Origin of the sequence: Streptomyces sp. NPDC001406, from assembly GCF_042895285.1 — a bacterium.
In the GTDB taxonomy this organism is placed as follows: Bacteria; Actinomycetota; Actinomycetes; order Streptomycetales; family Streptomycetaceae; genus Streptomyces.
This window is the reverse complement of sequence record NZ_JBIAWG010000003.1, coordinates 570,421-593,998: the sequence shown is the minus strand read 5'-3', so window position 1 is coordinate 593,998 and position 23,578 is coordinate 570,421. Positions and strand designations below refer to the sequence as shown.

Annotated in this window: 23 protein-coding genes; 12 read left to right on the top strand and 11 right to left on the bottom strand. The window is 71.9% G+C overall.

Annotated elements, in window-relative coordinates; all coding sequences use genetic code 11:
* Nucleotides 1–38 precede the first annotated feature (38 nt).
* The 5 genes from ACFY1J_RS10120 (at nt 39) to ACFY1J_RS10100 (ending at nt 6,307) form a co-directional block, all read left to right on the top strand.
* Nucleotides 39–1,565 carry a S8 family serine peptidase gene (locus tag ACFY1J_RS10120; protein ID WP_390711294.1) on the top strand — a complete coding sequence of 509 codons (1,527 nt, stop codon included), beginning with the start codon at nt 39–41 and terminating at the stop codon, nt 1,563–1,565.
* A gap of 67 nt (nt 1,566–1,632) precedes the next feature.
* On the top strand, nt 1,633–3,150 hold the full coding sequence (locus ACFY1J_RS10115; RefSeq protein WP_390711295.1) for a S8 family serine peptidase: 1,518 nt from the start codon (nt 1,633–1,635) through the stop codon (nt 3,148–3,150).
* 98 nt (nt 3,151–3,248) lie between these two features.
* Complete coding sequence (locus tag ACFY1J_RS10110) at nt 3,249–3,776, top strand: hypothetical protein (protein WP_390711296.1); 528 nt, start codon at nt 3,249–3,251, stop codon at nt 3,774–3,776.
* Nucleotides 3,777–3,798: 22 nt separating this feature from the next.
* Nucleotides 3,799–5,193 (top strand): CoA transferase, encoded by a 1,395-nt coding sequence (locus tag ACFY1J_RS10105; RefSeq protein ID WP_390731017.1) that lies wholly within the window; start codon nt 3,799–3,801, stop codon nt 5,191–5,193.
* 100 nt (nt 5,194–5,293) lie between these two features.
* The gene (locus tag ACFY1J_RS10100; protein ID WP_390731016.1) at nt 5,294–6,307 is read left to right on the top strand and encodes a CopD family protein; all 1,014 of its coding nucleotides are present in this window, start codon (nt 5,294–5,296) and stop codon (nt 6,305–6,307) included.
* Between the two features lie 12 nt (nt 6,308–6,319).
* Here ACFY1J_RS10100 and ACFY1J_RS10095 read toward each other — a convergent pair whose 3' ends face one another.
* From ACFY1J_RS10095 to ACFY1J_RS10060, 8 genes are all read right to left on the bottom strand, one after another.
* Nucleotides 6,320–7,363 (bottom strand): zinc-dependent alcohol dehydrogenase family protein, encoded by a 1,044-nt coding sequence (locus ACFY1J_RS10095; protein ID WP_390731015.1) that lies wholly within the window; start codon nt 7,361–7,363, stop codon nt 6,320–6,322.
* A gap of 38 nt (nt 7,364–7,401) precedes the next feature.
* Nucleotides 7,402–8,067 carry a lysoplasmalogenase gene (locus ACFY1J_RS10090; RefSeq protein ID WP_390731014.1) on the bottom strand — a complete coding sequence of 222 codons (666 nt, stop codon included), beginning with the start codon at nt 8,065–8,067 and terminating at the stop codon, nt 7,402–7,404.
* Nucleotides 8,064–8,930, bottom strand: coding sequence for a sterol desaturase family protein (locus ACFY1J_RS10085; protein WP_390731013.1), 867 nt, complete (start codon nt 8,928–8,930; stop codon nt 8,064–8,066). Before ACFY1J_RS10085 ends, ACFY1J_RS10090 begins: the two co-directional genes overlap by 4 nt.
* Before the next feature lie 144 nt (nt 8,931–9,074).
* The gene (locus tag ACFY1J_RS10080) at nt 9,075–9,785 is read right to left on the bottom strand and encodes a VIT family protein (RefSeq protein WP_263207217.1); all 711 of its coding nucleotides are present in this window, start codon (nt 9,783–9,785) and stop codon (nt 9,075–9,077) included.
* Nucleotides 9,786–9,810: 25 nt separating this feature from the next.
* The gene (locus ACFY1J_RS10075) at nt 9,811–11,040 is read right to left on the bottom strand and encodes an amidohydrolase family protein (RefSeq protein ID WP_390731012.1); all 1,230 of its coding nucleotides are present in this window, start codon (nt 11,038–11,040) and stop codon (nt 9,811–9,813) included.
* The gene (locus ACFY1J_RS10070; RefSeq protein WP_390731011.1) at nt 11,037–12,320 is read right to left on the bottom strand and encodes an amidohydrolase family protein; all 1,284 of its coding nucleotides are present in this window, start codon (nt 12,318–12,320) and stop codon (nt 11,037–11,039) included. The genes ACFY1J_RS10075 and ACFY1J_RS10070 overlap by 4 nt, the downstream gene beginning before the upstream one ends.
* A gap of 10 nt (nt 12,321–12,330) precedes the next feature.
* On the bottom strand, nt 12,331–13,221 hold the full coding sequence (locus ACFY1J_RS10065; RefSeq protein ID WP_390731010.1) for an SDR family NAD(P)-dependent oxidoreductase: 891 nt from the start codon (nt 13,219–13,221) through the stop codon (nt 12,331–12,333).
* Nucleotides 13,221–14,018, bottom strand: a complete 798-nt coding sequence (locus tag ACFY1J_RS10060; protein ID WP_390711306.1) for an acetoacetate decarboxylase family protein — start codon at nt 14,016–14,018, stop codon at nt 13,221–13,223. The genes ACFY1J_RS10065 and ACFY1J_RS10060 overlap by 1 nt, the downstream gene beginning before the upstream one ends.
* A gap of 204 nt (nt 14,019–14,222) precedes the next feature.
* Here ACFY1J_RS10060 and ACFY1J_RS10055 point away from each other — a divergent pair, with 204 nt between their 5' ends.
* The 3 genes from ACFY1J_RS10055 (at nt 14,223) to ACFY1J_RS10045 (ending at nt 16,389) form a co-directional block, all read left to right on the top strand.
* Nucleotides 14,223–15,218, top strand: coding sequence for a DEDDh family exonuclease (locus ACFY1J_RS10055; protein ID WP_390711307.1), 996 nt, complete (start codon nt 14,223–14,225; stop codon nt 15,216–15,218).
* 90 nt (nt 15,219–15,308) lie between these two features.
* On the top strand, nt 15,309–15,542 hold the full coding sequence (locus ACFY1J_RS10050) for a hypothetical protein (protein ID WP_263207229.1): 234 nt from the start codon (nt 15,309–15,311) through the stop codon (nt 15,540–15,542).
* A 49-nt stretch (nt 15,543–15,591) separates the two neighbouring features.
* On the top strand, nt 15,592–16,389 hold the full coding sequence (locus ACFY1J_RS10045; RefSeq protein ID WP_390731009.1) for an SURF1 family protein: 798 nt from the start codon (nt 15,592–15,594) through the stop codon (nt 16,387–16,389).
* Nucleotides 16,390–16,547: 158 nt separating this feature from the next.
* On the opposite strand, the gene ACFY1J_RS10040 is transcribed toward ACFY1J_RS10045, so the two are convergent.
* The 3 genes from ACFY1J_RS10040 to ACFY1J_RS10030 form a co-directional block, all read right to left on the bottom strand.
* On the bottom strand, nt 16,548–16,739 hold the full coding sequence (locus ACFY1J_RS10040) for a CstA-like transporter-associated (seleno)protein (protein WP_390731008.1): 192 nt from the start codon (nt 16,737–16,739) through the stop codon (nt 16,548–16,550).
* Nucleotides 16,736–18,883, bottom strand: a complete 2,148-nt coding sequence (locus ACFY1J_RS10035) for a carbon starvation CstA family protein (RefSeq protein ID WP_390711310.1) — start codon at nt 18,881–18,883, stop codon at nt 16,736–16,738. Before ACFY1J_RS10035 ends, ACFY1J_RS10040 begins: the two co-directional genes overlap by 4 nt.
* A 74-nt stretch (nt 18,884–18,957) precedes the next feature.
* Complete coding sequence (locus tag ACFY1J_RS10030; RefSeq protein WP_390711311.1) at nt 18,958–19,173, bottom strand: DUF3311 domain-containing protein; 216 nt, start codon at nt 19,171–19,173, stop codon at nt 18,958–18,960.
* A gap of 168 nt (nt 19,174–19,341) precedes the next feature.
* Between ACFY1J_RS10030 and ACFY1J_RS10025 the strand changes: the two genes are divergently transcribed.
* From ACFY1J_RS10025 to ACFY1J_RS10010, 4 genes are read left to right on the top strand one after another with little or no spacing between them, the layout of a single operon-like run.
* Nucleotides 19,342–20,883, top strand: a complete 1,542-nt coding sequence (locus ACFY1J_RS10025) for a sodium:solute symporter (RefSeq protein WP_390731007.1) — start codon at nt 19,342–19,344, stop codon at nt 20,881–20,883.
* Complete coding sequence (locus ACFY1J_RS10020) at nt 20,880–21,446, top strand: sigma-70 family RNA polymerase sigma factor (protein WP_390711313.1); 567 nt, start codon at nt 20,880–20,882, stop codon at nt 21,444–21,446. Before ACFY1J_RS10025 ends, ACFY1J_RS10020 begins: the two co-directional genes overlap by 4 nt.
* Nucleotides 21,443–21,757, top strand: coding sequence for a hypothetical protein (locus ACFY1J_RS10015; protein WP_390711314.1), 315 nt, complete (start codon nt 21,443–21,445; stop codon nt 21,755–21,757). Before ACFY1J_RS10020 ends, ACFY1J_RS10015 begins: the two co-directional genes overlap by 4 nt.
* 34 nt (nt 21,758–21,791) lie before the next feature.
* Nucleotides 21,792–23,576, top strand: a complete 1,785-nt coding sequence (locus tag ACFY1J_RS10010) for a glycoside hydrolase family 15 protein (RefSeq protein ID WP_390731006.1) — start codon at nt 21,792–21,794, stop codon at nt 23,574–23,576.
* Nucleotides 23,577–23,578: the final 2 nt, after the last annotated feature.

The window sequence follows — 23,578 nt, the reverse complement described above, 5'->3', positions numbered from 1 at the left end:
CCCGGGCGGTTTTCGTTTCAGGATGATGTGGAGATCCCATGGCTCATCTGCGCTCCAGACGCCGGCTCGCTCTCGCCGTGCCGGTCGTGCTGTCGCTGACCGCCTCGCTGGGCTTTCTGCCGTCGGCGGCCTCGGCGGCCCCGTCGACGGCCGGGGCGTCCCAGGCGGCGGACGGCTCCCGTCTCGCGTACGTGGTCAACACCCGGACGGACCACGGGACGATCGGGGCGGTGCAGAAGGCGATAGCCGCGAACGGCGGCACCGTCGTCGCGACGTACGACAGGATCGGCGTGATCGTCGTCCACTCCGCGAACCCGGACTTCGGCAAGCAGATGCGCGCCGTGCGCGGGGTGCAGTCGGCCGGTGCCACCCGTACCGCGCCGCTGAGCGCGGCGGGGACGACCGACGAGGGCGCGGTGCAGGTCCTGTCGAAGGCGGAGGCCGCGAAGGTCGCGCAGACCTCGACGGCCGGCGAGGAGCCCCTTGAGGCCGACCAGTGGGACCTGCGGGCGATAGGCGCCGACAAGGCGGCCACGATCAACCCCGGCAGCAGGAACGTCACTGTCGGCATCATCGACACCGGTGTCGACGACACCCACCCGGACATCGCCCCGAACTTCTCGCCGTCCCAGTCGGCGAACTGTGTGAGCGGCAAGGCCGACACGACGTACGGCGCCTGGCGGCCGGTGGACGCCGACCACTACCACGGCACGCATGTGGCGGGCGAGATAGCCGCGGCCCGCAACGGCATCGGCGTCGCGGGTGTCGCCCCCGGGGTGAAGGTCGCGAGCATCACCGTCGCCCAGCCCGACTCGACGCAGCTGTTCTACCCGGAGAGCGTCGTCTGTGCCTTCGTGTTCGCCGCCGACCACGGCGTGGAGATCACCAACAACAGCTACTACGTTGACCCGTGGCTGTACAACTGCATGGACGACCCCGATCAACGTGCCATCGTCGACGCGGTCAACAGGGCCCAGATGTACGCCCAGCACAAGGGCACGCTCAATGTCGCCTCGGCGGGCAACTCCAACGACGACCTCGACTCGGACGCCCTCGTCGACGACTCCAGCCCCGACGACTCGACCGCCACGACCCGGACGGTCGACCCGCACGAGTGCTTCGACGTGCCGACCCAGCTGCCCGGTGTGGTCACCGTGAGCGCGGTGGGCGTCAAGGGCACCAAGTCGTACTACTCCAGCTACGGCAAGGGCGTCGTCGACGTCGCGGGACCGGGCGGCGACAAGTACCAGATCCCGGACACGCCGTCGAAGAACGGCCGAATCCTGTCCACGCTGCCCAACAACCAGTACGGCTTCCTCCAGGGCACCTCGATGGCCTCCCCGCACGTGGCCGCCGTGGCCGCGCTGCTGAAGTCCACCCACCCGTACGCCTCCCCGGCCCAGTTGCAGGCCCTTCTCAAGGCGGAGGCGGACAACCCGGGCTGCCCGACCGACCCGTACGACGGTAACGGCGACGGGGTCGTGGACGCCACCTGCGTCGGCGGCAAGCGGGTCAACGGTTTCTACGGGTTCGGCGTGGTCAACGCGCTGCGCGCGGTCAAGTAGGGCCCGGCGCGCAGGACTTCCCGCACGGCACCACTCGTACCGCGAACGAACTGGAGACACAGACACCATGACAGCGCCCCAGTCGCGCTACCGCCGTGCCATGGCGATCCCGGTCGGGATGGCCATGGCGACGGCCCTCGCGTTCCTGCCGAACGTCACGGCCTCAGCGGCCGACGCCACGACGGCGGTGGCCGATGACGCGCCCTCGCTCAGCTATGTCGTCAACGTCGGTCCCGGGCACGGCACTTCCGCGCATGTGAAGAAGGCCATCGCCGAGGCCGGCGGCACGGTCGTGATCTCGTACGACCGGATCGGCGTGATCGTCGTCCACTCGGCGAACCCGGACTTCGCCAAGACCGTCCGCACGGTGCGCGGGGTCGACTCGGCCGGTGCCACGCGCAACGCGCCGCTGCCCGCGCAGTCGACCGCCGACGTCGGCACCCCGAAGGTGCTGAGCGCCGAGGAGGTCGCGCACGCGCAGGCGGCCGACGGGCAGGACCCGTTGGAGCCGCTGCAGTGGGACCTGCCCGCCATCAAGGCGGACAAGGCGCACGAGAAGACCCTCGGCAGCCGGGACGTCACCGTCGCCGTCATCGACACCGGCGTCGACGACACGCACCCCGACATCGCGCCCAACTTCGACCGGGACGCCTCCGCCAACTGCGTGTCGGGCAAGCCGGACACGACCGACGGCTCCTGGCGGCCGAGCGCGGCGGAGAGCCCGCACGGCACGCATGTGGCGGGCGAGATCGCGGGCGCCAAGAACGGCGTCGGCATCACCGGTGTCGCGCCCGGCGTCAAGGTCGCCGGCATCAAGGTGTCCACGACCGCCGGCTACTTCTACACGGAGGCCGTGGTCTGCGGCTTCATGTGGGCGGCCGACCACGGCGTGGACGTGACCAACAACAGCTATTACACCGACCCGTGGTACTTCAACTGCAAGGACGACCCGGACCAGAAGGCGCTCGTCGACGCCATCACCCGGGCCTCCCGCTATGCGGAGAAGAAGGGCACGGTCAATGTCGCGGCGGCGGGCAACGAGAGCTACGACCTCGCGTCCGACTCGATCACCGACCCGGTCTCGCCGAACGACGGCACCCCGTCGGACCGGGTGATCGACCCGCACAAGTGCTACGACATACCGACCCAGCTGCCGGGTGTCGTCACGGTCGCGGCGACCGGCGCCAAGGGCATCAAGTCGTCGTTCTCCAACTACGGCCTCGGGGTCATCGACATCGCCGCGCCCGGCGGTGACTCGACGGCCTACCAGAAGCCGGAGCCCCCGGCGACCAGCGGTCTGATCCTGGGCCCGCTGCCGGGCGGCAGGTGGGGCTACATGGCGGGTACGTCGATGGCGACCCCGCATGTCGTGGGTGTGGCCGCATTGATCAAGTCAACCCATCCGCATGCCCCGGCGGCACTGGTGAAGGCGCTGCTGTACGCCCAGGCGGACGCCACGCCGTGCACGGACCCGTACGACATCAACGGCGACGGCAAGGTCGACGCGGTGTGCGAGGGCGTGAAGAACTACAACGGCTTCTACGGCTGGGGCACGGCGGACGCGCTCGCCGCGGTGACCAAGTAGAGCCTGTGCGGGTGACCAGGTAGAGCCTGTGTGCAGATGACCCGGGCCGGGCGGCACGACCGCCCGGCCCGGGCGTCTTGTGCGGCAGGATCTCCGTCATGCTCGAGTATGAAGATCCCGCGACCTGGAGACCCGAACCGGTCCGGCCCCGGGGACAGTTGGCGCTCCGCTTCCTGGCGACGGTCGCGTACCTGCCCGTGCTGTGTCTGCTTGCCCCCGCGTCGTGGGCGTTCCTCTTCGCCGTGGGGCTGGTGGCCGAGGTGATCGCCGCGTTCAGCGACTCCGAGCGGTGGTTCGACAGGTTCACGGACCGGGTGCTGGACCGGACGACGAGGCTGCCCTCCTGGTGCGTGACCTGGCCGGAGCTGCGGCATGAGGGCGACACCGGCTACTACCGGGCGCGGGTCGACAAGAGGGTCGCCGACTGGACCCGGCGGGCGTCGAGGCCGGTCGTGCCGAAGAAGCCGCGACCGCCGGTCGCGTGTGCGATACCGCTGCGCGACTACCGCGGTGCGGGCGGGGGCTACGTCGCCGAAGTCGCCCTCGCCCAGGGCTGGGAACTGCGCCCCACCGATGTCGGCAGGGAGGTGCGCCTGTGGTGGACCGCCGCCACCAAGGTTGATTAAATCAATACTGCATAGTGCAGTCATGACAGAAATCAAGTTCGCTTGGGACGCGGTGGGCGGCGATCCCGCTCTGCTCTCGCGTGTGTCGACCGTCGTACGCCGGGGAGCGCTCGAAGCGAGGCTGCCCGTCAGGGAGTTGGCGCGTTCCTGTGTGGGCGCCTGTGCGCTGGCCGCCGCCGAGCTGGGCGCGCGGCGGGCCGGTCTCGCCGAGGTGCCGGAGGTCCGGGTCGACGACGCGGCGGTCGCGGCCGCCTTCCACAGTGAGCGGCTGGTGCGGGTGGACGGGCGGGCGCCGGTCGTCTTCGCGCCGCTGTCGCGGTTCTGGCGGACCGCGGACGGCTGGGTGCGCACCCACGCCAACTATCCGCACCATCGGGCACGGCTGCTGGGCGCGCTGGGGCTGCCGCGGGACGCCCCGGCCCCGGTGGAGGACGTCGCCGCCCGGCTCGCCGGGCGGTCCGCCCTGGAGGTGGAGGAGACGGTGTACCGCGCGGGCGGCCTCGCCGTCGCCCTGCGCACGCCCGAGGAGTGGGCCGCGCACGAGCAGTCCGCCGCGCTCGTGGGGCGGCCACTGGTGGAGCGCGAGCGGCTGGACCCGGCACCCGCGCGCGTGCTCGCGCCGGTCGAGGGCACTCCCCTGCTGCCGGCCGCCGGACTGCGGGTGCTGGACCTGACCCGGGTCCTCGCGGGCCCGGTCGCCACCCGCACACTCGCCCTGCTCGGCGCGGACGTGCTGCGCGTGGACGCCCCACGGCTGCCCGAACTCCCCGACCTGCACGCGGACACGGACATCGGAAAGCGTTCGGCGACGCTGGACCTCGCCACCCAGCGCACGGTCTTCGAGGATCTGCTGGCCGAGGCGGACGTCGTGGTCACCGGTTACCGGCCGGGCTCCCTGGACCGCTTCGGGCTGTCCCCGGAGGCGCTCGCCGAGCGGCGGCCCGGGCTGGTCGTGGCGCAGGTGTCGGCATGGGGCGCCTACGGGCCGTGGGGCGGCCGGCGGGGCTTCGACAGCCTGGTGCAGGTCGCGACCGGCATCGCCGCGATCGAGGGGGCGGCCGCAGAGCCCGGCGCCCTGCCCGCGCAGGCCCTGGACCACGGCACGGGCTATCTGCTGGCGGCCGCGGTGCTGCGAGCGCTGACGGAGCAGTCGTACGACGGCGGCAGCCGGTTCGTGCGGCTGGCCCTGGCCCGGACCGGGGCCTGGCTGACGCACGGGATCGAGCACGGCCCGGCGGGCGACACCGCCCACGACGCGGCACACCCCCGCCTCGCCGAACGGGACAGCGCGCTGGGGCGCCTGCGGTACGCCCCGCCACCGGTGTCCTTCGCCGGCGGACCGGCCGACTGGGCGCAGCCGCCGGGAGCCTGGGGGTCGGACGCGCCCCGGTGGTCCCGAGCGCAGGGGTGGTCCTGAGCGCAGGGGTGGCCGGAAACGTATCAGTGGGCGGAACGCCCATCCCCCGGTTGCTTTCCTTTGCTTGCCCCGTTTTGTGACCACTGGCGAGGATCCAGGGGTGACGTTGATACGACCGACCGCGAAGGCGGACGGCGAGAGCCCGGCCGGCCGCCGGACCGGAGTGCTCCGGGCCGCCGCCGTCCTGGCCCTCGTGACGCTCGCCGCGCTGATAACCCTGCTGGGGCCGTCCGCCGCGCTGCACGGCACCGGTGAGGCGTCCGCGCCCGGCGTGGGCGGCATAGCCCTGCTGCGCACGGCGCTGTTCACCGCGCTGTGCATACCGGTGGGCGAGCTGTTCGTGAACCGGCTGGCCCAGCGGCTGCCCGGCGCTCCCCCGGACACACCGCGCAGCTGGTCCCCGTACGCGGCCGCGACGGGTTTCGTCACAGCGCTCGGCCTCGCCTCGGTCGTGGCGACCGGAAACCTGGTGCCGCACAGCCTCTCCCAGATCGACATCGGGGGGCTGTACTCCACGCGCGACGGCGCGCTCGCGCTGATCGAGGTCAACGCGTTCTTCGTCGCCGGTCTGTGCGCCCTCTCGCGCCGGCCGGGCACCCAGGTCTGGCCCCTGGCCGCGGTCGTCCTCGCGGAGGCCCTGCGCGCACACCCCACGACGGAGCACGGCCCGCTGGTCGGCTCGGGCCTGACGCTCGTACACCTGACGTGTGCGGCCCTGTGGGCGGGCGCCCTGCTGCACGTGCTGCGGACGCTGCGGCTCTGGCCCGGTCGCGGTGGCGAGGCGGGCGCCGCGCTGCTGGGGCTCTACGCGCGCGTGGCCGCCGTACTGCTCGCGGCGATCACCGCCACCGGCCTGTGGAGCACCCTGCGCCGGATGCCGGCGGACACGGTGCTGCACCAGCTGACGGCGACCGCCTACGGTCGCGCCCTGCTCGCCAAGGTGATCCTCGTGGCCGTGGTCGCCCTGCTCGCCCTGTGGGCGCGGATCCGGCTGCGCCGGGCGCCCGACCCGCTGACCGCGTGCGTGCCCGCACGGGCCGAGGTCGTCGCGCTCGGCGTGGTCGTCACGGTGTCGGGGCTGCTGACGGCGCTGCCGCTGCCGATCCGCTGGTGACCGGCCGCCGGCTCAGTTGGTGACGAGGACCTTGAGCGCGGTGCGCTCGTCCATCGCCTTGTAGCCGTCCGGTACGCCCTCCAGGCCGACCGTCAGGTCGAAGACCGGCGACGGGTCGACGGTGCCGTCCAGGACGTCGGGCAGCAGCTCGGGGATGTACGCGCGGACCGGCGCGACACCGCCGCGCAGGGCGATGTTGCGGTCGAACATGACGCCCAGGTCGAGGCCGGTGCCACTGCCGTGCGGCACGCCGACGAAGCCGATCGCACCCCCGTCACGGGTGATGTTGACCGCCGTGCGCATCGACTGCTCGGTGCCGACGGCCTCGACGACGGCGTGCGCGCCCTGGCCGCGGGTGAGTTCACGGACCGCCTCGACGGCCGCGTCACCGCGCTCGGCGACGACGTCCGTGGCGCCGAAGCGGCGGGCGATGTCGGTACGGACCTGGTGGCGGCCGAGCGCGATGATCCGCTCGGCGCCGAGGCGCTTGGCGGCCAGCACGGCGCACAGGCCGACGGCGCCGTCCCCGACGACGGCGACGGTGGCGCCGGGCCGGGCGCCCGCGCCGACGGCGGCGTGGTGGCCGGTGCCGAGCACGTCGGACAGGGTCAGCAGGGCGGACAGCAGGTGGTCGTCGGAGGCCGCGTCCTTGGGCAGCTGGACGAGGGTGCCGTCGGCGAACGGGACGCGCACGGCCTCGCCCTGGCCGCCGTCGTAGCCGACGGAGCCCCAGAAGCCGCCGTGCTCGCAGGACGTCGTCAGGCCCTCGCGGCAGTAGTCGCAGACGCCGTCGGACCACATGAACGGGGCGACCACGAGGTCACCGCGCCGCACCGTGCTCACCTCGGAGCCGGTCTCCTCGACGACGCCGAGGAACTCGTGGCCGATCCGCTGGCCCGGCTGCCGGGCCGCCTCGCCGCGGTACGCCCACAGGTCGCTGCCGCAGATGCAGGCACGGAGCACGCGCACCACGGCGTCGGTGGGCAGCTGCACCACGGGCTCGGGAACGTCCTCCACGCGCATGTCGTACGGGGCGTGGATGGTGGTGGCGCGCATGGCGAGGGTCCTTCTCTGATCCGCGGTTCCGGGTGCGCTCAGGGGGTGGTCGAGCGCACTTCACGGTACGCCGCCGCCGGTGCGCGCCGCTCGCCGAGGGTGCCCCGGACCAGCAGGAACTGTGCCAGGGCATAGGTGAGCATGATCCAGAGGTCGGGCCGGGGCGGCTGCGGCCAGTCGGCGATGCCCGTCGCGATGAGCGTGTCGGAGAGCATGAAGAGCGCACCGCCGAGGCCGGCGACGAGGCCGAGCCGGGCGGCCGCGCCGTACGCCATGGCGGTCAGCAGGGCGCTGTAGCAGACGACGGGGACACGGAGGCCGGCGGGCAGGTCCGGCCACAGGAGGGCGGCCGTGACGACGAGGACGACGGCGTAGGCGGGGGCCAGAAGTCCGCCACGCGCGCGTGAGGGGCCGTAACCGCGGAAGAGGGCCAGGTAGCAGACGTGTCCCGCCGCGAAGCAGGCCATGCCGGCCATGAAAGCGGGCTGCGCGTCCGACAGGAGCAGGACGTCTCCGCCCCAGCCGCACAGCAGGGCGGCGACCAGGAGGCGAGGGGCGCCGCAGCGGGCCGCGTGGGCGGCGAGCAGGAGCATCAGGAGAGGCTTGGCCACCGTGTGCCCGATGTCGGACCCCACGGCGAGGGACACGAGGTCGACGACTGTGGCGAGGGCGAAGGCGGCGAGCAGGGCACGGGACTGTCTCACGCGGTCACGGTCTCCTCGGCCGCGTCCGCCACCGGCGCCGGCTGCCAGCCCGGCCCGCCGAACACCCGTCCCGCGCGCTCCCGCCAACTGCCCGCGGCCTTGAGGTCCTTGGCGATGGAGACGTACTCGTGCGTGGCGACCTTGATCGGGTTGAACGTGTTGATGTTCTTGGTCAACCCGTACACGGGGCGCTCGACCTCGGGCACGAACGACCCGAAGAGCCGGTCCCAGACGATCAGGATCCCGCCGAAGTTGCGGTCCAGATAGCCGCCCTGGGAGGCGTGGTGGACCCGGTGGTGCGAGGGCGTGTTGAACACGAATTCGTAGCTGCGGGGCAGCTTGTCGATCCGCTCCGTGTGGATCCAGAACTGGTAGACGAGGCTCACCGAGGAGCAGAAGGCGACGGCGGCCGGGTGCACGCCGGCGGCGACCAGCGGGACGTAGAACGGCCAGGAGGTGAGGCTCGTCCAGGGCTGGCGCAGCGCGGTGCTGAGGTTGAACTTCCTGCTGGAGTGGTGCACGACGTGACAGGCCCACAGGATGCGGATGACGTGGTGGCCGCGGTGGGACCAGTAGTAGAAGAAGTCCTGCGCGAGCAGCATCAGCGGCACCGTCCACCACAGGACGGGCACGCGCAGCGGGGTGAGCGCGTAGACGGCCGAGTAGATCGCGACGATGGGGATCTTCCACATGGCGTCGAAGAACAGGCTGCCGAGTCCCATGGAGAGGCTGGCCGCGGTGTCCTTCGGCGCGTATCCGGCCGTCTCCTCGTCGGGATGGAGGCGGAGGCTGATCATCTCGACGACGGTGAGCAGCACGAAGGCCGGTATGGACCACAGCACTACATCGGGGAGGTTCGGCATGCGTGCACCGTAGGGCCGCCCGTGGGCCGCGCCTAGAGGTTGCTACCCACAAGTATTACCGGGGGTACGCGCTTGCTTGTTATCGATCTCCGCCAAAGGGATCCGCGGGACGGTCCATCCGCGGCAGTCCATCCGCGGGGCGGTCTAGACGCCCGCCGCCCCCAGCAGGCTTCCGGCGGCGTAGGTGACCCCCATGGCCAGCGCCCCGCCCGCCACGTTCCGCAGCACCGCACGCCTCGGGTCGGCCGCGCCGAGGCGGGCGCTGCTCCACCCCGTGATGACGAGCGCGGCCAGCACGGACACCACGGTGACCGCGAGCCGTACCTGGGCCGGCGGCAGGACGATCGCGAGCAGCGGCAGCAGGGCGCCGACGGTGAAGGCCAGAAAGCTCGCCCAGGCCGCGTGCCAGGGATTGGTCAGCTCGTCCGGGTCGATACCGAGCTCCACGCGCGCGTGGGCCCTCAGCGCGTCCCGTTCCGTCAGCTGGACCGCCGCCTCCCGCGCCACGTCCCGGGTGAGCCCGCGCTCCTCCAGCAGCCCGGTCAGCTCCTCCAGTTCGGCGTCCGGCTGCTCCCTCAGCTCCCGCTTCTCCATGGCCAGCGCGGCCAGTTCCGAGTCGCGCTGGGTGGACACGGACACATACTCGCCCGCCGCCATCGACATCGACCCGGCGAGCAGCCCGGCCAGGCCTGCCGTGAGCAGGGCGGCCCGGTCGTCCGTCGCCCCGGCCACACCGACGACGAGCCCCGCGGTGGACACGATGCCGTCGTTCGCGCCCAGTACCCCGGCCCGCAGCCAGTTCAGCCGGGAGCCGAGCGCCCCGCTGTGCGCCTCGTCATGGGTTGGTTCGGTCATATGACCGAGGATCGCACCTTCGGTGTCACCAGACCCGGACCGACGCTCCCCGCGCGAACACCGGGCTCGTCGCGTCCGCCGGCGGCTCTGCCAGGGGCTTGGCCAGCTCCTCGACCGTGGGGCCCGCCTTCGCCGCGATCGGGTCGAGGAAGTCCAGGTCGAAGCCGTACACCCGGGCCGCGTTGCCGCCGAGCATCGCGGCGACCTCGTCCCGTGGCACGCCCGCGAACGCGAAGCGCAGTCCTTCCCGGGAGTAGGGGTAGGTGCCCTCGTCGTGCGGGTAGTCGCTGCCCCACATGATCTTGTCGAGGCCGATGCGGTCGCGCAGCGGCACCTCGTGCGGGCGCATGAAGCTCGCGCCGACGAAGCAGTTGTCGCGCCACACCCGGGACGGCGCCGCGCCCATGCCGGCCGCGAGGCCCGCACCGAACTTGGCTTCCGCCGTGGACGCCCGCGCCGCCGCCGCGACCATGCGGCCGTGGTAGTAGTCCAGCATGTCGAGCACACCGGGGATCCAGCCCGAACCCTGCTCGGTCAGGACCAGCTTCAGCCCCGGGTGGCGGCGGAAGGCGCCGCCGAAGACGAGGTGCCACAGCGCCCGGTGGGAGAACCAGGTCGTCTCGACCATGAAGACCGCGCGGGCGGCCGGTTCGTCGCCGAGCGGCGGAGAGGCCGAGCCCGCGTGGTGGTTGACGGGGACGCCGAGTTCCGCGCAGACGGCCCAGATCGGGTCGTACGCCTTCGAGTACAGCTCGGGCAGGCCGGAGCCGGGCGGTGTGCCGGGCAGCATCGGGCCGCCCCTGAGGCCCGCCGCCACCGCCCACCGGATCTCCTTCACGGCCTCCTCGACATCGCCCAGGAGGATCTGGAAGACACCCGCCCGGCGGCCCGGCGCGGCCGCGCAGAAGTCCGCCAGCCAGCGGTTGTGGGCGCGCAGCCCCGCCCAGCGCATCTCGAACTCCGCCGCGGTCGGTGCCGGGGCCATCAGCGAGCCGGAGGGGAAGAACGGCGGGATGGTGTTCGGGAAGACGACCTCGGCGACGATGCCGTCCCGCTCCAGCTCCGCGAGGCGGCGCTCGGAGTTCCAGTTCCTGTCGGCCGTGTCGGCGAGCAGGTCCTCGTAGGGGTTGACGTAGGTGGCCGCCCAGGCGTCGAACGCGTCGTGGTGGCGCTTGTCCAAGTAGGGCCGGTAGTCGAGCAGATCGGCGCCCGCGTGGCAGTCGGCCGAGATCACCGTGTAGCGGTCGTCGCTCATGGCGTCACCCCCAGGACCGGGAAGTCGTTGTCGGTCAGCCAGTGGCGGCCCGCCTCGCGCGAGCGTGCCCAGGACGCCTCGACGGCCGCCTGGTCGTCCGGCTGGCCGAGGTCGGCGGGCGTGGGGCCGATGCGGCGGGCCAGCGGGGTGAGCCGCTCGACGTCGAAGCCGAAGACGTCGGCCGCCGCCAGGCCCAGCATGCGGCGCGTCTCGGTGACCGGGATGTCGTGGAAGGTGCGCCGCAGCCACGCGCGCGTGTCGGGCCAGGTGCCCTCGGGGTGCGGGAAGTCGCTGCCCCACAGGATGTTGTCGACGCCGATCTCGTAGCGCTGGGCGAGTTCACGGCGCTTGGTGTTGGTCGCGCAGATGAAGACCTGGCGGTCGAGGTACTCGTGCGGCGGGCGTTTCAGCTCCTCGAAGGGGGAGAGCTTCTTGCCGCCGTGCGCGCCGAGGTAGAGCCGGTCCATGAACCACAGCAGGTTGGGCAGCCACCAGCAGCCCGACTCGGCGACCCCGAACCGCAGGCCGGGGTGCCGCTCGAACACGCCCGACCACAGCAGGAACCAGAGCGGCCGCGCGGGCCACCAGGTGACCTCGGCGACATAGATGCCCAGGTGGTCGCCGTACTCGTGGCGCGGGGCCGCGCCGGAGTGGGTGACCACGGGCATCCCGCACTCGGCGGCCGCCGCCCACACGGGGTCGTAACGGCGGTCGTGGTAGGGCTTCTTGTCGACCCACATGGAGGGGATCATCAGGGCGCCGAGGCCTGACTCCCTGGCCCGGTGGACCTCGGCGACGACGTCGTGGACCTCGCCGGTGATCGGCAACAGGGCGACCCCGCAGTGCCGTTCGGGGTGCTGCGACACGAAGTCCGCCAGCCAGCGGTTGTGCGCCCGCGCGCCCGCCATGCCCAGCTCCGGGTCCTGGTCGCCGGACAGCCCGAGGCCGACCCCGAAGGGCGCGGCCGTGCCGCTGTCCACGGCGTCGGCGTCCGGGAAGACCACCTCGGCGGCCACCCCGTCCCCGTCGAGCTCCTTCAGGCGCTGCGCGGTGTCCCAACCGCCGCGCAGCCCCTCCTCGTTGTCCTGGAACCACTTGCTCGCGAACGCCTCGTTGCGGATGCCGAGCCGGGTCATCTCCTCGCGGCGCCGCGCGCGGCCCGCGAGGAACTCGTCGAAGTCCCGGTGGAAGCGGGAGTCCAGATAGGGCCGGTACTCCTCGGTGGGCAGCCCGGCGTGGCAGTCGGAGGAGATGATCAGGTACGGGTCCTGGCCGGTCACGTCGGCCTCCTCAGTCTCGGTCCAGGATGAAGCTCTCCAGGTACGACGGGTTCGCGCGGTCGAGCATCGACCGCGCCCGGGCCCGGATCTGCGCGTCGCTGTGTTCGCTCGCGGGCAGCAGCCAGAAGCGGTCCGCGCGGATGCCGTCCACGACGAGGTCCGCGACCTCCTCGACCGGCGTGAAGCGCACCTCCCGGCCCGCCTCGCGCATCGCGGCCTCCCACTGGCCGAGGCTGCGGTACGGGGTCCTGCGGGGCCGCTGCTTGGCGTACCGGGCGGGCCGGTTGCGGTGCGACTCCCACAGGCCGGTGCGCAGCATGTGCGGCCCGGGGAAGAGCACCGAGACGCCCACGCGCGCGTGCTCGGTCCTGAGTTGGGCGTACAGGGACTCGGTCATGGTGACGACGGCCGCCTTGGTGACGGCGTACACGGAGGCGGTGGGCAGCGGGGCGATGCCGCCGTCGCCGGAGGACGTGTTGACGACGTGACCGGGCTCGCCCGAGGCGAGCATCCGCGGCAGGAAGGCCTGGATGCCGTGGAAGACGCCCCACACGTTGACCGCGAACGCCCACTGCCAGTCGTTCGGTTCGTGCTCCCACATGCGTCCCTCGGCGCCCGAGCCGACCCCGGCGTTGTTGCACAGGACGTGGACGGCTCCGTAGGCGTCGTACGCCGACTCCGCGAGGCCCAGGACCTGTTCGCGCTCGCCGACGTCGACCACGCGCGCGTGCACGTCGGCGCCGTCGGCGCGCAGGTCCGCCGCGGCCTTGTCCAGTGCGCTCTCCTCGACGTCGGCGAGGACCACCTTGAGACCCTCGGCGGCGAACCGTCGGGCCATCGCAAGGCCGATCCCGCTCGCCGCTCCGGTGACGACGGCGACCTGTCCCGCCCTCAGTTCCATCAGGCGCTCCCCTCGGGAGGCGCGTCGAGTACCTGCCGCGGGTCGTCGTAGCGCTGGTGGATGTACGGCAACAGGGCCTGCGCGTCGACCCGTTCGGCGACCCGGCCGCTCTGGTCGCTGGTCTTCTCACCGAGGGTGATCTCCATCAGGCGTCGGACGGGCAGGTCCGCGACCGGGTCGTACATGGACTCCCGCAGGACGACGTCCCCGGTGATCCCCTCCAGCCTGCGGACCTTCTCGTGGCGCACGCAGTGCACGAGCACCGGGTCGGCGTCGAAGCCCGAACCGTCCACGGCGGGAAGGAACTTGAAGTAGAAGTCGGTCTTGCGGGAGGGCTCCGGCAGGGGCAGGGGGCCGGTCACCGCCCCGCGCACCTCCACGAAGGCGATGCCGTGCCGGGCGAGCGCGGCGCGGACGACGAGGCCGTCGCGTTCCACGGTCACCTCGCCGAGTTTCTTGGGCTCCCCGAAGACCTCGCGGCCGCCGGTGAGGGCGCGTTCATGGGTCATCGGCATGACGAGCGGGTACCAGCCCTCGACCGAGTCATGGGCGGCGGCGACCGCGAACGAACCGGCGCCCAGCGGGTATCCGGGCAGATCGACCTTGCTGATGTTCACCCGGACGAGTGGCCGTGCCGTCGGTTTGAGCGGGGGCGGCAGGACCGCGGCGACCGCGTCCGGGTCGGTCTCCCAGACGGCCACCACACCGGTGGACCAGATGTCGGGGAGCTTCGCGCTCGCGGTGCGCGCGGCGGTGATCTCCGCCTCGGTCCGTGCGCCGTACCGTACGCGTGCCATACGCCGTACCGCCCTTCCGTCGACCGTCATCCGCCCGGGCGCCAGCACGCTTGCACCGGGCGGTGAAAAGGTCCATAGCGGCGGGCCCAGACATTCGCGCCATTCACGGCACGCGCGCGGTGTGCGAGCGGGCTGCCATGGCGGGGCGTCAGGAGAGCGGCCGGGGGACGGGACTGTCAGTCGCGGCCCGTATCCTCAGTGACCATGCTCGATGACCGTACGACCGCAGCGTCCTCCCCCACCCGGTGGCCGGCCGCGTATCCGAAGGGATACGCGGTCGTTGACGTGGAGACCACCGGCCTGGCCCGGGACGACCGGATAATCTCCGCGGCCGTCTACCGGCTGGACGCGCGCGGCGAGGTCGAGGACCACTGGTACACGCTGGTCAATCCGGAGCGCGATCCGGGCCCGGTGTGGATCCACGGTCTGACGAGTGATGTGCTGGAGGGGGCGCCGCTCTTCGACGACATCGCCGAGGAGTTCGGCGCCCGTCTCGACGGCCGGGTGCTCGTCGCGCACAACGCGGTCTTCGACTGGCAGATGATCGCGCGCGAGTACGCGCGCGCGAAGCGTGAGGCGCCGGTGCGGCAGCGGCTGTGCACCATCGCGCTCTCCAAGGAACTGGGACTGCCGCTGCCCAACCACAAGCTGGAGTCCCTCGCCGCGCACTTCGGTGTCGTGCAGCAGCGGGCGCACCACGCGCTGGACGACGCGCGCGTGCTCGCGGAGGCGTTCCGGCCCAGTCTGCGGGCCGCGGCGCAGGGCGGTGTGCGGCTGCCGCTGCTGGAGTGCCGGCCGCTGACCGAGTGGAACGACCGGCCTACGGCCCTGATCGGCCGTCAGGTGGGCGGGGGCTACGGCGGCTACCGGCCGACGAGTTGGCGTCCGTCCCGCAAGCGGCCCGCGTGCCCCCACCCCAACCCCGGGCGGTACGAGGACGGCAAACGCCTCAAGCAGGGCATGCGGGTCGCGTTCTCCGGCGACACCTCCGTCGACCGCGAACTGCTGGAGGACCGGGCGGTCGAGGCCGGGCTGCATGTTGCGACGAGCATCTCCCGGCTGACCAGCCTGCTCGTCACCAACGACCCCGACTCGGGCACGTCGAAGGTGGTCAAGGCGCGCCAGTTCGGGACACCGGTGGTGGACGAGGCGGCGTTCGGGCAGCTCCTCGGGGACGTCGAGCCCGCGTCGGAGAAGTGACCGTGAAGTGACCGTACGGATGGGTGATTGCCGTGCGACTCACCCGGAGCCCGCTCGCCCGGGCGACGGCGACGGCTCACCCTGTGACTCATGGCGAAATGCGAAGTTTGCGGCAATGACTACGGAATGACCTTCGAGGTCCATGCCCAGGGCGCGGTGCACGTCTTCGACTGCTTCTCCTGCGCGATCCACCGCATGGCCCCGGTCTGCGAGCACTGCAAGGTCTCGATCATCGGCCAGGGCGCCGAGGCCGACGGCAACTTCTACTGCGGCGCCCACTGCGCCCGCGAGGCGGGGAAGGTGGGGATCGTCGACCGCGTGTGAGCCGGTACCCGCCCGATTGCACCCCACGACCGAGTTGTACCGTCGTGGGGTGCACCGCTACCGCTTCCTGCTCACCCGCCAGTGGGTGGTCCTCACCCTCGTCGCGATCGCACTGATCCCGGCGATGATCAAGCTCGGCTTCTGGCAGGAGCACCGGTACCAGGAGCGCAGCGCGCGCAACCAGCTGGTCTCCGACGCGCTGAACGCCGATCCGGTACCCGTGGAGCAGCTGACCTCGCCCGGGCACACCGTGACCAGCGGCGAGCGGTACCACACCGTGACTGCCAAGGGCCGCTTCGACACCGGCCACGAGGTCGTCGTGCGTCGGCGCACCAACTCCGACGACGCGATCGGCTACCACGTCCTGACCCCGTTCGTCCTGACGGACGGCAAGGTGCTGCTGGTCAACCGGGGGTGGATCCCCGCGAACGGCACGAGCCAGACCGCGTTCCCCGAGATCCCCGCCCCGCCCCGCGGCGAGCTCACCGTCACCGGCCGGCTGATGCCCGACGAGACGACCGCGGCGAGCGGCATCAAGGACCTCAAGGGGCTGCCGGACCGGCAGATCATGCTGATCAGCAGCGCGCAGGAGGCCCGGCGCCTCGACGCCCAGGTGCTCGGCGGCTACATCGCACAGACGGCCCCCGAGCCGAAGGGCGACACCCCGGAGCTGATCGGCCGGCCCGGCAAGGAGGACGCCCCGCTGAACTACGCGTACATGATCCAGTGGTGGCTGTTCGCCGCGGGCGTCCCGGTGGGCTGGTGGGTCCTGGTACGACGTGAGCTGCGCGACCGGATCGAGGCGGCGCAGCGGCCGAGCGAGGACCCGGAGCCGGCCGCGGTGTGAGCCGTCCCGCATGACGCCTTCCTACGGGGCGGGCGTGCCGTCGGGGCCCAGGCCGGCCCAGGCCCTGTCGTCACATTCTCGCCTGCCCTGCGGGCGACGACGGGAATGTGACGACAGGACCGAGAGGGCACGCCCGCCGTCGGTGAGGTGTGCGGGGCTCAGCAGCAGCGGCCGGGTGACTCGTACTCGCGCCGCATGGTGCGTATCCGCTCGTACTCCCGGCGGGTCGGCACCGGTGCGTGCGGGTGGTGGCGGCGGTGCCGCTCGCAGTAGCGGTCGTACTCCGCCTCGCCGGTCAGTTCCCGTGCGTACCGGAGCGCGGTGTCCAGTGCCTTGCGCACGGTCCTCATGAGCCCGCCCCCACCAGCGCGTCGTCGCTGCGCTGTTCCGGCACGTCGATGCGCGACTCCACGTACGGTGCCTCCGTCGTCGGCAGTGGCTCGCCGGCCCGCAGGGCGCGGGCGCACACCACCGCGCAGTTGGCGAGGACGATCAGGACCAGCAGCAGGAAGATCGCCATGAGTACGCCGTCGACCGTGTTGTTGAGGACGATGGTGTGCATGTCGTCCACGTCCGTTGCGCCCGGCAGCAGTTTGCCGGCGTCGATGGCGGCCGCGTAGAGGTCGCGCTGGGCGAAGAAGCCGATCTTCGGGTCGGCGGAGAAGATCTTCTGCCAGCCGGCGGTGAAGGTGACGGCCACGTCCCAGACCAGCGGGATGCCGGTCACCCAGGCCCAGCGCGACTTGCCGGACTTGATCAGCATGGTCGTGGTGACGGCCAGCGCGACCGCGGCCAGCAACTGGTTGGCGATGCCGAACAGCGGGAAGAGCTGCTTGATGCCGCCGAGCGGGTCGGTGACACCGGCGTAGAGGAAGTAGCCCCAGGCGCCCACGACCAGGGCGCTGGTGATCCAGATGCCCGGCTTCCAGGTGACCCGGCCGATCGGCTTCCAGACGTTGCCCAGCATGTCCTGCAGCATGAAGCGGCCCACCCGGGTGCCCGCGTCCACCGTGGTGAGGATGAACAACGCCTCGAACATGATGGCGAAGTGGTACCAGAAGGCCTTCATCCCGCCGCCGAACACCCCGGAGAAGATCTCGGACATGCCCACGGCGAGGGTGGGGGCGCCGCCGGAGCGCCCGACCAGCGTCTGCTCCTCGACCGCCTTGGCCGCGGCCGTCAACTGGTCCGGGGTGATGGTGAATCCGAGGCCCTTCACCGCCTGCGACGCGCTCTCCACGGTCGGGCCGAGCAGCGCGGCCGGGGAGTTCATCGCGTAGTACAGGCCCGGTTCGAGCACACAGGCGGCGATCAGGGCCATGACGGCGACGAAGGACTCCGTGAGCATGGAGCCGTAGCCGATCAGCCGGACCTGGGACTCCTTCTGGATCAGCTTGGGCGTGGTGCCGGAGGAGACCAGCGCGTGGAAGCCCGACAGGGCGCCGCAGGCGATGGTGATGAACAGGAAGGGGAACAGCGCCCCGGCGAACACCGGCCCGGCTCCGGTGTGCGCGAACTTCGTCACGTCGGCGGCCTTGAGGGTGGGCGCGGCGATGACGACGCCGACGGCCATCAGGGCGATCGTGCCGACCTTCATGAAGGTCGACAGATAGTCGCGCGGGGCCAGGAGCATCCACACGGGGAGCACGGAGGCGACGAAGCCGTAGCCGACCAGGCAGAAGACCAGGGTGGTGGGGCTCCAGACGAAGTGGTCGGCGAGCGAGGAGTTCTGGATCCAGCCGCCGCCGAGGATCGCGAGCAGCAGCAGCCCGACACCGATGACGCTGGTCTCCACGACCCTGCCCGGCCTCAGGTAGCGCAGGTAGAAGCCCATGAAGAGGGCGATGGGGATGGTCATGGCGACCGAGAAGGTGCCCCAGGCGGACTCGGCCAGCGCGTTGACGACGACCATCGCCAGCACCGCAAGCAGGATGATCATGATGGCGAAGACGCCGATCAGCGCGGCGACACCGCCCACCCTGCCGATCTCGTCCCGGGCCATCTGGCCGAGGCTCTTGCCGTCCCGGCGCATGGAGAGGAACAGGACGATCATGTCCTGGACCGCGCCGCCGAAGATCACGCCCGCGATGATCCAGACGGTGCCCGGCAGATAGCCCATCTGCGCGGCCAGCACCGGGCCCACCAGCGGCCCGGCGCCGGCGATGGCCGCGAAGTGATGGCCGAACAGCACCCGCCGGTCGGTGGGGTGGTAGTCGATCCCGTCCTCCAGCCGCTCGGCCGGAGTGGCGCGGGTGTCGTCGAGCTGGAGGACCCGGCGGGCGATGAACCGTGAATAGAAGCGGTAGGCGATGGCGTACGAGCCGAGCGCGGCGACGACCAGCCAGACGGCGGAGATCCTCTCCCCGCGGGCCAGCGCGATGACTCCCCACGCGACCGCGCCGATCAGGGAGACGGCAGTCCACAACACGAAGGACCGCATTCGTGACTTTTCCGGCACTTCGCGGCCGGATTCGGGCAGGGCGGACGGGGGCATGGCGGCTCCTCACCGGGAACGGTGTGACGAGGTGTGACAAGAAGTGCCCGCCGACCAGCGCGGATCAGCGCGGGTCAGCGGCGATGTCGGTCCGTCAGCGCATACGCGGCAAGCAGGCAGAGGCCGCACCCCGGCACCCAGGCGAGCTGGTACCAGTAGAAGAACGGCGTCCCCGCCAGCCGCGGCTCCGCGCCGGCGTACCAGGGGACCCACAGCAGGCCTGCGGCGGGCGCGAGGAGCAGTACGGCGATCGCGACGCGCCGTAGCCGGTGACGACCGGTCCGTGCCATGACCTGCGCTCCTCTCCCGCTCGCTGTCGGTCTGTGCAAGAGTTGCCCACCCACCGGAACCGGTTGACAGCGAATTTCCAGAAGATTTCACGCCGGTCGTGTGTCATCCGAACCGGCCTCTCGCGCAACTCTCGCCCGAGGGCACAGGCACACCAAGGACGGTGACCCATGGCCGACGGCGCCATGACCGCGACGTTCCTCGCCGTGATCGGCGGAGCGTCGCTGCTCGCCGTGACCGCGCGGCGGCTGCGCCCCAGCGACCGGCTGCCGTCCCTGGAGGGCTGGGCACTGGCCGACCGCAGCCTCGGCCCCGTGTGGACCTGGCTGCTGCTGGGCGGCACGATCTTCACCGCGTACACCTTCACCGCCGTGCCTGGACTGGCGTACGGCAACGGCGCGCCCGCCTTCTTCGCGGTGCCGTACACCGTGATCGTCTGCCCGATCGCCTTCGTCCTGCTGAGCCGGCTGTGGACCGTCGCCCACCGGCACGGCTATGTCACCGCCGCCGACTTCGTGCGCGGCCGGTACGGCTCGCCGCCGCTGGCCCTGGTGGTCGCGCTGACCGGGATCCTCGCGACCATGCCGTATCTGGCGCTGCAACTGCTCGGCATACGGGCGGTGCTCACGGCCGGCGGTGTGTATCCGCGGGGCGCGATGGGCGATCTGGTGATGGTGGCGCTGTTCGCCGGGCTCGCGGTGGCGACCTATCGACACGGGCTGCGCGCACCCACCGTGATCTCGGCGCTCAAGGCGGTCGCCGTCTTCGTCTCGCTCACCGCCGTGTGCTGGCTGGTCCTGGAGCGGCTCGGCGGGCCGGGTGCGGTCTTCGACGGCGCGGCGCAGCGGCTGGGCGGCCCGGCGCTGCTCCTCTCCCCCGAGCAGCAGCCGGCCTACGCCACCCTCGCCCTCGGCTCCGCGCTGGCCCTGCTGATGTACCCGCACGTGCTCACCGCGGGTTTCGCCGCCGACGGCCCGCACACCCTGCGCAAGACCGCCGTGGCGCTGCCCGCCTGGACCGGGCTGCTCGCCCTGTTCGGGTTCCTCGGCATCGCGGCGCTGGCGACGGGTGTACGGGCGCCGAACGGCGGCGCGGAGGCGGCCGTACCGATGCTGGTGGACCGGCTGATGCCGGCACCGCTGGCCGGGCTGGTCTTCGGCGCGATCACCGTGGGTGCGCTGGTCCCCGCCGCCGTGATGTCCATAGCGGCCGCCACCAGCTTCGTACGCAATGTGTACGTCGAATACGTCCATCCGACCGCCACGCCCAAGCGGCAGGTGCGCATCGCCAAGGCGGTGTCGCTGACCGCGAAGGTGGGCGCGGTGGCGTTCGTGTTCGGGCTGCGCGACCAGGACGCCGTCAATCTCCAGCTCCTCGGCGGGGTCTGGATCCTGCAGATCTTCCCGGCGGTGGCCGTGGGGCTGTTCACCGGGCGGCTGCATCCACGGGCCCTGCTCGCCGGGTGGGGCGTGGGCATGACGGCCGGGACCTTCATGGTCGTGCGCGAGGGGTTCTCGTCCATCGTGGCGCTGGGCTTCGGACCGCTGGAGATCTACGCCGGGCTCGCCGCCCTCGTGCTCAACCTGATCGTCGCCGTGGCCGCGACCGCGGTCCTCGAACGCCTCGGTGTCCCGCGCGGCATCGATCTGACCGACCTGCCGCCGCGCCTGACCGTGAGGCGGCGCCCGGAGACGGGAGCGAACAACCCGTGAGACGCACATCCAGCGCACCTGTACCGCTGCCCCGGCCCGCCGCCCTCACCCCCGCGGTGAGCGACCCGGCCGACCTGGAGCGGGAGGCGGCTCTTGCCCGCCTGTTCGAGCTGCAGTACGCCTCGATGCTGCGCCTGGCCGTGCTGCTCGGCGCCGACGACCCGGAGAACGTGGTCGCCGAGGCCTTCTACCAGATCTACCGGAAGTGGCGGCGGCTGAGGGACACCCAGGCGGCGGAGGCGTATCTGCGGTCCACCGTCTGCAATCTGACGCGGATGCGCATACGTCACCTCCAAGTGGCCCGCAAGCACGAGGAGAAGCCGAGGGACGAACTCGTCGCCTCCGCCGAGAGCACCGCGCTGCTGCACGACGACCAGCGCGTGCTGATCGACGCCCTCCAGCAGCTGCCGGCCCGGCAGCGCGAGGCGCTGGTGCTGCGGCACTGGCTCGGACTGAAGGAGAGTGAGATCGCCGCGGCGATGGGGATCTCCTGCGGATCCGTCAAGACCCACACGGCGCGCGGCATCGCCGCACTGACCCAGGCGATGGAGGCCCGGCGATGACGCATCGAGATGCGACTCCGTCGCGTGGCACCAGTCCGGACCGCACGGAGCAGGAACTGCAGGAGGCCCTGGCCGCGCTGGCGGGCGGGGTGCGGGCCGCCCCCGACGCCTATCGCACGGCACGCGGCGAGTGGCTGCGCCGGGAACGCCGGCGACGGCTCGTGCTCGCCGTGCTGATCGCGGTCGTCTTCGCCCTGGCCACGCTGATCGGCCTGTGGGTCCTCAACCAGGCCCCGGCGGATCCGGGGGTGATCTTCTCGGGACCGGGCACCGCCGTCGCCGGTGCGTCACTCCCCCGGCCGATGCCCTGATTGCCCCCTCGGCCCGCCGGGAACCCGCAACTGCGTGCACCCGCGCATCGAGGACTACGCACTCATCGGCGACGAACAGACGGCGGCCCTGGTCGGCAGGGACGGCTCCATCGACTGGCTGTGTCTGCCGCGCTTCGACTCCGCGGCGTGCTTCGCCAGGCTCCTCGGGGACGAGGAGAACGGCCACTGGAGGATCGCCCCCAAGAACGCGGGCACCTGCACGCGCCGCGCCTACCGCCCCGACACGCTGGTGCTGGACACCGAATGGGAGACCGCCGAGGGCACGGTCCGGGTCACCGACCTGATGCCGCAGCGCGAACGCGCCCCCGACGTCGTACGCATCGTGGAGGGCGTCAGCGGCCGCGTCACCGTGCGCAGCGTGCTCCGCCTGCGCTTCGACTACGGCGCGATCATCCCCTGGATGCGCAGATCCGGCGGCCACCGGGTCGCCGTCGCCGGGCCGGACTCGGTGTGGCTGCGCAGCGAGCCCGCCGTGCGGACGTGGGGCAAGGACTTCGGCACGTACGCGGAGTTCACCGTCGCGGAGGGCGAGCGGGTCGCGTTCGTCCTCACCTGGCACCCCTCCCATGAGCCCCGTCCCCGGCTCGTCGACCCGTACGAAGCGCTGCGCTCCAGCGTCACGGACTGGCGGCGCTGGACGGTCCGCTGCGCGTACGACGGCCCGTACCGGGACGCGGTCGTGCGGTCCCTGATCACCCTCAAGGCCCTCACCTACGCCCCGACCGGCGGCATCGTCGCCGCGGCCACCACCTCGCTGCCCGAGGAGCTGGGCGGCATCCGCAACTGGGACTACCGGTACTGCTGGCTGCGCGACTCCACCCTCACCCTCGGCGCCCTGCTGTCCGCGGGCTACCACAAGGAGGCCGAGGCCTGGCGCGACTGGCTGCTGCGGGCGGTGGCGGGCGACCCGGGGCATCTGCAGATCATGTACGGCGTGGCGGGCGAACGCAGGCTGCCCGAGTTCGAGGTGCCCTGGCTGCCCGGCTTCGCCGACTCGGCACCGGTGCGGATCGGCAACGGCGCCGTGAGCCAGCTCCAGCTGGACGTGTACGGCGAGGTCCTGGACTCGCTGTGGCTGACCCGGCGCGCGGGCCTGTCGCCCAAGCCGCACATGTGGTCGCTCCAGGGCGTCCTGCTGGAGTGGCTGCGCGCGCACTGGCGGCAGCCGGACGAGGGCCTGTGGGAAATGCGCGGCGGCCGCCGTCACTTCGTGCACTCGAAGGTCATGGTGTGGGTGGCCGCCGACCGGGCCGTGCGCACGCTGGAGGAGCATCCGCAGCTGCCCGGGGACATGGCGGGCTGGCGCGCGCTGCGGGACGAGGTGCACCGCGAGGTGTGCGAGAAGGGCTACGACCCAAAACGGAACACCTTCACGCAGTACTACGGCTCGCGCGAACTGGACGCCGCCCTGCTGCTCATCCCGCGCGTCGGCTTCCTGCCGTCCGACGATCCGCGCGTCGTCGGCACGGTGGACGCGGTCCGCGAGACGCTCGGGCACGGCGGCTTCGTACGCCGTTACGACAGCTCGGGCGCAGCGGTCGACGGACTTCCCGGCGAGGAGGGCGTGTTCCTGGCGTGCTCGTTCTGGCTCGCGGACGCCCTGCACACGACGGGCCGTACGCACGAGGCACGGGAGTTGTTCGAGGGGCTGGTCGGCCTCGCCAACGACGTGGGGCTGCTGGCCGAGGAGTACGACCCGGTGGCCGGCCGCCTGCTCGGCAACTTCCCGCAGGCGTTCAGCCACATCGGCCTGGTGAACACCGCTCTCGCCCTGTTCGGGGGCGACGGGGCAGGATAGGG